This window comes from Streptomyces sp. NPDC037203, assembly GCF_055605065.1.
Genome location: NZ_JBVJUC010000016.1, coordinates 116,139 through 124,887 on the forward strand (window position 1 = coordinate 116,139; position 8,749 = coordinate 124,887).

Annotated in this window: 7 protein-coding genes; 5 read left to right on the plus strand and 2 right to left on the minus strand. The window is 73.8% G+C overall.

Features of this window, described 5'->3' with window-relative positions; genetic code table 11:
* Positions 1 to 136: 136 nt before the first annotated feature.
* Both ACZ7EC_RS31040 and ACZ7EC_RS31045 read right to left on the minus strand, forming a co-directional pair.
* Positions 137 to 349: an MbtH family protein gene (locus ACZ7EC_RS31040; protein ID WP_471067978.1), complete on the minus strand. Its 213-nt coding sequence runs from the start codon at positions 347 to 349 to the stop codon at positions 137 to 139.
* Between the two features lie 38 nt (positions 350 to 387).
* Positions 388 to 681 (minus strand): hypothetical protein, encoded by a 294-nt coding sequence (locus ACZ7EC_RS31045; protein WP_471067981.1) that lies wholly within the window; start codon positions 679 to 681, stop codon positions 388 to 390.
* Positions 682 to 902: 221 nt separating this feature from the next.
* Here ACZ7EC_RS31045 and ACZ7EC_RS31050 point away from each other — a divergent pair, with 221 nt between their 5' ends.
* From ACZ7EC_RS31050 to ACZ7EC_RS31070, 5 genes are all read left to right on the plus strand, one after another.
* Complete coding sequence (locus tag ACZ7EC_RS31050) at positions 903 to 1,349, plus strand: cobalamin B12-binding domain-containing protein (RefSeq protein WP_471068007.1); 447 nt, start codon at positions 903 to 905, stop codon at positions 1,347 to 1,349.
* Complete coding sequence (locus tag ACZ7EC_RS31055; RefSeq protein ID WP_471067983.1) at positions 1,346 to 2,626, plus strand: methylaspartate mutase; 1,281 nt, start codon at positions 1,346 to 1,348, stop codon at positions 2,624 to 2,626. Before ACZ7EC_RS31050 ends, ACZ7EC_RS31055 begins: the two co-directional genes overlap by 4 nt.
* Positions 2,623 to 3,612, plus strand: coding sequence for an asparagine synthetase A (locus tag ACZ7EC_RS31060; RefSeq protein WP_471067985.1), 990 nt, complete (start codon positions 2,623 to 2,625; stop codon positions 3,610 to 3,612). The genes ACZ7EC_RS31055 and ACZ7EC_RS31060 overlap by 4 nt, the downstream gene beginning before the upstream one ends.
* Positions 3,609 to 4,865 carry a glutamate synthase-related protein gene (locus tag ACZ7EC_RS31065; protein WP_471067987.1) on the plus strand — a complete coding sequence of 419 codons (1,257 nt, stop codon included), beginning with the start codon at positions 3,609 to 3,611 and terminating at the stop codon, positions 4,863 to 4,865. Before ACZ7EC_RS31060 ends, ACZ7EC_RS31065 begins: the two co-directional genes overlap by 4 nt.
* A 117-nt stretch (positions 4,866 to 4,982) precedes the next feature.
* The coding region (locus tag ACZ7EC_RS31070; protein WP_471067989.1) for an amino acid adenylation domain-containing protein at positions 4,983 to 8,749 on the plus strand (3,767 nt) is incomplete at its 3' end.

An 8,749-nucleotide genomic window follows, 5' to 3' on the forward strand; every position in this document is an offset into this window, starting at 1 on the left:
GTACGGGGGGGGGGGGGGGGGGGGGGGGGGGGGGGGGGGGGGGGGGGGGGGGGAGGGGGGAGGGGGGGGGGGGGAGGAGGGGGGGGGGGGGGGGGGGGGACCCCCCCCCCCCCCCCCCCCGGCCCTTTACCCGTGATCAGCCGGCCAGCGCGGCGACGACCGAGCGCGGGCGCATATCGGTCCAGTTGGTCTCGATGAATTCCATGCATTCCTGCTTTCCGCTCTCTTCCTTCACGAGTTCCCAGCCGGCGGGCTGCTCGATACGGGCCGGCCACAGGGAGTGCTGACCCTCGTCGTTGACCAGCACGACATAACGGCCGTCGGCGTCCTCGAACGGATTCGTTGCCATGGTGTCCACCTCTGCGAAGTCGGTTTGTGGGAAAGACGCTAGAGCCGGGCCGGCGCCTTGCCGGGCAGCGCGGCGGGCAGTTGGGCGGCAACCGGGCCCCGGCGGGCGCGGGTGACCGCGATGCCGGTGGCGACGGTCGCCGCGCGCACCGAGGCGAGCGCCTCGCGCAGCAGTTCCGCATGGTCCGACGGGGTTCCGGCGGGCCGCGGCCTACTCGCCCGCGCCAGGCTCAACGCCGCTTCCAGTACGGCGACTTGCGCCTCCCCCAGGGCCTCGCTGCGGTCGATGCCCGCGCGCGCCCGGTCCAGCACGTCCTCCAGTGTGTCCGCCATGTCCTCAACTCCTCGCTCGGGTGTGCGGTGCGGCCAGTGTCGGGCCCCGCGGTACCCGGCGGCGGCAGCCGGCCGCCAACTGCTGTGCGGCTGCCTGTCGGTTGCCGCCACGGGCGCCGGAAACGGCACCGGCGCGAAACTACGGTGATGTCCGAAAGGAAGCCCCGGCGCACCGGATCTCCTTTCTCCCCTGTCATCCCATGATGTGGACGAAGCGAACAATGAAGCCTGTGGAATGGGCGGATCGCCCTCGATCCGGGCCGCTGGACGTCGTCGTAACCGGACTGCCGTCCGATGCGCACACCTGGAATCTCGTATTCATCCAGCTGTTGCTCGAGGACCTCGGGCACAAGGTCGTCAATCTGGGGCCGTGTGTGCCCAGGGACGAAATCGTGGAATCCTGCTGCAAATTCGAGCCTGACCTGCTGGTCGTCAGCAGCGTCAACGGGCACGGCTTCAACGACGCCCGCCCGCTCATCGAGGCCGTCCGCTCCCGCTGGGAGCTGGCGGGCCTGCCGGCGGTCATCGGCGGCAAGCTCGGCGTCGACGGCGAGGAGCGGGCGCAGGCCGCGGACCTGACGCACGCCGGCTTCGACGCGGTCTTCCCCGAGGAGGCCGGTCTCGACGGCTTCACGTCCTTCGTCGCATCCCTGGCGGTGACCCGGTGAACGCCTCCTCGGGGCGTCCGCCGGCCTTCGGCCGCTTCGTCGCCGAGGCGCAGGCCCGCGGCGCGCTCGTGGTGCAGCCCCGGATGGGGTTCTCCGACCCGGCGCTGATGCGGGCGGGGCTGCTGGCCACCAAGGGCGCAGCGGACGCGGTCGTCGGCACCCTCACCATCGACAGCTACACACGGGTGGGCGACGAGGCCGCCGCGGTGCGGGCGCTGGCCGCCGGTGTGCCGCTCAACGGCTTCCCGATCACCTCCTACAGCCCGCACACCTCCGGCTGGGTGCTCGACGACGCGTTCGGCGCGGGCTTCCCGGTGCAGGTGCGGCACGGCTCGGCCCGCCCCCAGCGCATCGTGGCCGCGCTGGCCCGGACCGGTCTGGACGCCACCGAGGGCGGCCCGGTGTCGTACTGCCTGCCCTACGGGCGCACTCCGCTGCTCGACTCGGTGCGCAACTGGCAGGAGAGCTGCGAGACGCTGGCGGGCCTGCGGGCGACCGGGATCGAGCCGCACCTGGAGACCTTCGGCGGCTGCATGCTCGGCCAGCTGTGCCCGCCGGGGCTGCTGGTGGCGATCAGCGCGCTGGAGGCGCTGTTCTTCCACCGGGCGGGCCTGCGCAGCATCTCGCTGAGCTACGCCCAGCAGACCAGCCACGCCCAGGACCGGGAGGCGGTGCACGCGCTGCGGCGGCTGGCCGGCGAGCTGCTGCCCGACACCGAGTGGCACATCGTCCTGTACACCTACATGGGCCTGTATCCCCGCACTCGGGACGGCGCCCTGCGCCTGCTCGAACGCTCCGCCGAACTCGCCGTGGAGACGGGTGCGGCCCGGCTGATCGTGAAGACGACGGCCGAGGCGCACCGGATCCCGACGGTGGCGGAGAACGTGGAGGCGCTGCGCGTCGCGAGCCGCGCGGCCGCCCGGCACGACGCGGGGCCCGCGCCGCGCGCCGACCTCGCCGACAACCCCGTCTACGCGGAGGCCCGCGCCCTCGTGGACGCCGTACTCGAACTGGACGCGGACCCCGGCCGGGCGCTGCTGAAGGCGTTCGCCCGCGGTCTGCTCGACGTCCCCTACTGCCTGCACCCCGACAACGCGGGCCGCACCAGGAGCGCCATCGATGGCGACGGGCGGCTCGTGTGGTCGCGCACCGGCGCGATGCCCCTCGGCCACGCCGCCCGGCGCGGCCGCCGGCTGACGGCCGCGGGCCTGTACGACGCGCTGTCGTTCGTGCAGCGCCGCCATGACACCCCTCAGACCCAGGAGGTCGCAGCATGAGCAGCAATCCCGCCTTCCCGGCCTCGCCCGACGCGCACCTGGTGCGGGAGAGCACCCGCGCCACCCTGCGGGTCCAGTCCCGCATGCTGGCCGCGACCCGCGCGTTCCTGACCGGCCGCGGCTTCCAGGAGCTGCTGCCACCGGTCATCGGACCCGTCACCGATCCGGGCATCCGCGGTTCCAAGCAGGTCGACGTCGATTTCTACGGCCACAAGTACAAGCTGATGACCAGCGCGATCCTGTACAAGCAGGCGTCCCTGCTGGCCTTCGACAAGATCTTCTACATCGCGCCGAACGTCCGCCTGGAGCCGCTGGAGACGGCGGTGACGCACCGCCACCTCGCCGAGTTCCACCAGATCGACGTGGAGATACGGGACGCCCGGCGCGAGGACGCGATGGAGGTCGCCGAGCAACTGGTGGCGTACGTCGTCGGCGAGGTGGTCCGCGAGCTGCCGGGCGACCTGGAGCTGCTGGGCCGGGACACGGACGCGTTCCGCGAGGTGGTCGAGGGCGCCTTCGGCCGTACGGCCCACAAGGACGCGACCGCCGACCTGATCGCGCTGGGCCACCCGCAGGACCCCGGTGCGGAGATCGACTGGCAGGGCGAGGAGATCATCTCCGCCAAGAGCAGCCGGCCGTTCTTCGTGGTCGACTACCCGAAGGGCTCGCGCGGCTTCTACGACCGGGAGGACCCCCGGCAGCCGGGCGTGCTGCGCAACTTCGACCTGATCGCGCCCGAGGGCTACGGCGAGCTGGCCAGCGGCAGCGAGCGCGAGCACGACTACGCGGCCCTGGTGACCCGGATGCGGGAGACGGGCGAGAACCCGGCGAAGTACGGCTGGTACCTGGACCTGGCCCGGCGCGGCATCCCCGCGAGCTCCGGTTTCGGCATCGGACTGGAGCGCTTCACCCGCTACGTCACCGGCCGCACCGCGGTGTGGGAGGCCAGTGCCTACCCGAAGCTGCCGGGCGTGGTGTCGGCATGAGCACCGTACTCACCGCCACCGGTTTCCCCGAGGAGCAGGTGCGGCGCCGGGCCCGGCTGGGTGCGGCCGCCGCCTTCCCGGCCCTCGCGGACTACGGCAGCGGCCTGATCGGCGCCCAGCCGGCCGGGCCGGACGCGCGGGACCTGCTGGAGCGTTCCCGGATCGTGCCGCCGGTGTTCATGCCCGAGCGGCTGAAGAAGCTGATCGAGCTGGCCCGCGAGCCGCTCTACACGGACGTCGAACTGGACACCGCGGTCGGCGGGTTCGCGTCCAGGCTGCCGCTGTACGTGTCCGCGTTCGGCTCCACCCAGGTCGCCAGCCGGGACCTGGGCGAGGCGGCGGGCCGGCAGGCGGGGCGGCTCGGCATCCCGATGGTCGTCGGCGAGAACGTGGTCCCGGTCAACGGCTACCGCGCCGCCTGCGAGGCCGAGGTCTCGCCGCTGCTGGGCCGGATCGCCGCGTACGCCGGGGCCGCCGCGGACAGCGGCAACGAGGAGTTCGGCGGCGTGGTCGTGCAGCAGTCCACCGAGGACGCGGACGCCGAGGTGTGGAACCTCGTCTACAGCGACCCGGTGTGCGAGCCGCTGCTGGCCACCGGCCGGCTCGCCTTCGAGCTGAAGGTCGGCCAGGGCGCCAAGCCGGGCCTGGGCGGGCTGACCGTCCTCGGCCGGGCGGCCGCCGAGCGGGTCGCCGAGCAGTACGCCACCGAGGAGGTGTTCGGCGCCGGCGACGACCGTGTGCTGCGGATCAGCAGCCCCGGCACCTTCACCGAGGAGATCCTGCGCCAGCAGATCCGGCTGATGCGCAACAACTTCCCGCGCGCGAAGGTGTGGGTGAAGCTGCACCCCGGCCGCGATGTCGCCTTCGCCGCGGCCACCGCCTGGGCGGCCGGCGCCGATTCCGTCACGGTCGACGGTGCCGAGGCGGGCACGGCCTGGGCGCCGAGCGGGTTCCTCGGCCAGGTCGGGCTGCCGCTCGGCGAGTGCCTGACGAGGATCGGCCGCACCGGCAACTGCCTGCTGGCCAGCGGGCGGATGTGGGAGGGCACGCGGGCCGTCAAGGCGCTGGCCCTCGGCGCCCATGCCGTCGGGCTCGGCCGGGCCGCGCTGCTCGCGGTCGACGAGGACGCCGCGGACGGGCTCGTCCGGCTCGTCGAGAGCATCGCGCTGGAGCTGCGCCTGCTGATCAGCGCGGTCGGCAAGTACCGGGTGGACGCGCTCGACGCCGAGGACGTCCTGCTGCCGCCCGCCTGATCCCGGAGCCCGCCCGCCTCCACCCCCGCTCCGCCCCGTTCCGTTCACGTCGTGGCTCCGTCGGTCTCCCGGCCCGCCGCGAGACCAGCCAACCGAGCTTCCCGAGAAGGTGTCGAGATGTCCCAGCCGCAAGCCGAACCGGCTCTCTCCACGGGCGCCGACGGCGCGCCCGCGCACATCACCGCGTACAACGACACGGCGACGGAGCTGCCCGCCGGTGCCCTGCACGAGCTGTTCGCCGCGCAGGCCGCCCGCACCCCGGACGCGATCGCCCTCGTCGGCGGCGAGCGCGAGCTGACCTACCGGGAGCTCGACGGTGCCTCCGACGCCCTCGCGCACCGGCTGGTCGAGGCGGGCGTGCGCCCCGCGACCGCGGTCGGCCTCCTCTTCGACCGCTCCCTGGCCTATGTCGTCACCGTGCTGGCGATTCTCAAGGCCGGCGGCGTGTACGTGCCGCTGGACCCGCGGCAGCGGGACGAGCGGCAGAGCTGGATCCTCGACAACACGTCCGCCGTGCTGCTGGTGACCGACCGGCAGGACCCGGCGGAGACCTCCTTCGCGGGGCAGCTGCCCGTGCTGCGGGTGAGCGACGCGGGCCTGCTGGCCCACGATCCCGTGCCCGCGCCGCGGATCGAGGTCCACCCGGACCAGGCGCTGTACGTGATGTTCACCTCCGGCTCCACCGGCACCCCCAAGGGTGTTGTCAACACCCACCGCAACGTGGTGGAGCTGGCCCTGGACCCCGGTTTCGGCACCGCGGCCCACCAGCGGGTCCTCGCCTATTCGCCGCTGCCCTTCGACTCCTCGACGTACGAGCTGTGGGTGCCGCTGCTGCGCGGCGGTCTCGCCGTCGTCCTGTCCTCCCCGAAGATCGACATCGGCGAGCTGGGCGAGGCGATCGCCCGGCACCGGGTGACCGCCGCCTACTTCACCACCGCCCTCTTCGACGCGATGGCCGGCGAGTGCGTGGAGAGCCTGGCGCTGCTGCGGGAGATCTGGACCGGCGGCGACGTGCTGTCGGCGACCGCCCTGCGCAAGGTCCTCGACCGCTGCCCGGACACCACGGTCGTGCACGTCTACGGCCCGACCGAGGCCACCGTCTTCTGCAGTTACCAGTCCTTCACCCCCGAGGTGCGCACCCTGGACCGGCTGCACCTGGGCGTCCCCATGGCCAACACCGCGATGTACGTCCTGGACGCGGACCTGCGGCACACCGCCCCCGGCGAGACCGGGGAACTCTACGTCGCCGGCACGCACCTGGCGCAGGGCTACAGCCGCCGTCCGGACCTGACCGCGGAGCGCTTCACCGCCGACCCGTACGGCCCGGCCGGCAGCCGCATGTACCGCACCGGTGACCTCGCCGCCTGGAACGAGCACGGCGAGATCGTCTTCCAGGGCCGCGCCGACCAGCAGATCAAGCTGCGCGGCAACCGCATCGAGCCGGGCGAGATCGAGACGGTGCTGACCGGCCACCCGTCGGTGAACCAGGCCGCGGTGATCGTCCGCGAGGACCGGCCGGGCGACAAGCGCCTGGTGGCGTACGTGGTCCCGGCCGCCGGGGGCTCCGTCGACACCGCCGAGCTGCTGCGGCACGCCGGCCGGGAGCTGGTCGAGTACATGGTCCCCTCGGCGATCGTGCCGCTCGGCGTGCTGCCGCTGACGCCCAACGGCAAGCTGGACCGGCGGGCGCTGCCCGCGCCGGTCACGGCGGTGAAGGCGGACGGCCGGGCCCCGCGCAACGGCGTCGAGGAGGTGCTGAGCGGGCTGTTCGCGCATGCGCTGGGCCGGCCCTCGATCGGCATCGACGACGACTTCTTCGGTGTCGGCGGCCACTCGCTGCTCGCCACCCGGCTGGTCAGCCGGGTCCGCGCCACGTTCGACGTCCAGCTCACCCTGCGGGAGTTCTTCAAGCATCCGACGGTGGCGCTGCTCGCCGAGTACATCGCGGCCGACGGCGGCGGGGCCGGGCGCCCCGAGCTGACGGCCGCCGCGGAGCGGCCCCGGCTGCTCCCGCTGTCGGCGGCCCAGCAGCGGCTGTGGTTCCTGGACCAGCTGGAGGGCCCCTCGGCGACGTACAACATCCCGCTGACCGTGCGGATCCGCGGCGAACTCGACGCGGCCGCGCTGGAGTCGGCGTTCACCGATGTGGTGGGCCGGCACGAGAGCCTGCGCACGGTCTTCGGCACCGAGGAGGGCCAGGCGTACCAGCGGGTGCTGCCCGCGGACTCGGTCCGCACCCGGCTGCCGGTCATCGGGGCCGACCCGGCGACGGCACCCGCGCTGCTGGCGGCCGAGGCGGCGCGGACCTTCGACCTGGCCGGTGAACTCCCGGTGCGGGCCGCGCTGTTCCGGCTCGGCGAGCAGGAGCACGTGCTGCTCGTGGTGATGCACCACATCGTGTCCGACGGCTGGTCCTACCAGCCGCTGATGCGGGACCTGAGCACGGCGTACACGACCCGTGCGCGCGGGCAGCGCCCCGCCTGGGAGCCGCTGCCCGCCCAGTACGCCGACTACACGCTGTGGCAGGAGAGGCTGCTGGCGGAGTGCGGGGAGGGACAACTCTCCTTCTGGCGGGAGGCGTTGGCCGAGCTGCCGGAGGAGGTCACCCTCCCGGCGGACCGGCCGCGGCCCGCCGTCGCCTCCTACCGGGGCGCCACCCACACCGTGCACTGCCCGCCGGGGGTGCACGCCGCGCTGGCGGCGCTGGCCGGCGAGTCCGGCGCCTCGGTGTTCATGGTGGCGCAGGCCGCGGTGTCCACGCTGCTGGCCCGCTCCGGTGGCGGCCGGGACATCCCGCTCGGCTCCCCGATCGCGGGCCGCACGGACGAGAAGCTGGACGACCTGGTCGGGTTCTTCGTCAACACCCTGGTGCTGCGCACCGATCTGAGCGGCGACCCGAGCTTCCGGGAGCTGCTGGGCCGGGTCCGGGAGACCGACCTGGCCGCCTGGGCCCACCAGGACCTGCCCTTCGACCGGCTGGTCGAAGCCCTCAACCCCGAGCGGTCCGCGGCCCGGCACCCGCTGTTCCAGGTGATGCTGACCCTGACCGACGCGGCCACGCCCACGCTGGTCGCGGACGGCCTCGACACCCGCGCCGAGTTCGGCTGGCTCCAGGCCGCCAAGTTCGACCTGACCTTCTCCTTCGCGGAGCACCGGGGCGCCGACGGGGCGCCGGGCGGCCTGGACATCACGGTCGAGTACGCGACGGACCTGTACGACGCGAGCACCGTGGAGACGGTCGCGGACCGGCTCGTACGCCTGCTCACGGCGGCCGCCGAGACGCCCGATCTCCCGGTCGCGGAGCTGGAGTTGCTCTCCCGCGGCGAGCGGGAGCTGCTGCTCGCGGGGCGGGCGGGCCTGCTCACCGGGAGCGCGGACGCCGCCCTCGGCGAGCTGTTCGCCGCGCAGGCGGCCCGCACTCCGGACGCGGTGGCCGTCGTGCACGGGGACGAGGAGTTGACGTACCGGGAGCTGGACGAGCGGGCGAACCGGCTGGCGCACCGGCTGATCGCGGAGGGGGTGGGCACGGGCGGCCGGGTCGCGCTGTTCCAGGAGCGGTCGGTGGCGGCGGTCGTCGCCACGCTCGCGGTGGTGAAGACGGGCGCCGCGTACGTGCCGCTCGACACCCGCTACCCCGTGGACCGCGTCCAGCTGATCGTCGCCCAGTCGGGCATCGGGTTCTTCCTCACCGACACCGACCTCGCGGGCCTCCGGCTGCCGTCCGGAGCCCGGCTCCTGCGCACGGCCGACCTGGACGGCACCGGCGCGGACGCGGGTCCCCCGGCGGTGCGGGTGCATCCGGACCAGCCGGTGTACGCCATGTTCACCTCCGGCTCCACCGGCGTCCCCAAGGGCGTCGCCGTCACCCACCGCAACGTCGCCGA

Excerpts from the sequence above, each read along its gene's own strand:
- ACZ7EC_RS31040 (WP_471067978.1), bottom strand. The coding sequence starts at position 349 with ATGGCAACGAATCCGTTCGAGGACGCCGACGGCCGTTATGTCGTGCTG.
- ACZ7EC_RS31045 (WP_471067981.1), bottom strand. The coding sequence starts at position 681 with ATGGCGGACACACTGGAGGACGTGCTGGACCGGGCGCGCGCGGGCATC.
- ACZ7EC_RS31050 (WP_471068007.1), top strand. The coding sequence starts at position 903 with ATGAAGCCTGTGGAATGGGCGGATCGCCCTCGATCCGGGCCGCTGGAC.
- ACZ7EC_RS31060 (WP_471067985.1), top strand. The coding sequence starts at position 2,623 with ATGAGCAGCAATCCCGCCTTCCCGGCCTCGCCCGACGCGCACCTGGTG.
- ACZ7EC_RS31065 (WP_471067987.1), top strand. The coding sequence starts at position 3,609 with ATGAGCACCGTACTCACCGCCACCGGTTTCCCCGAGGAGCAGGTGCGG.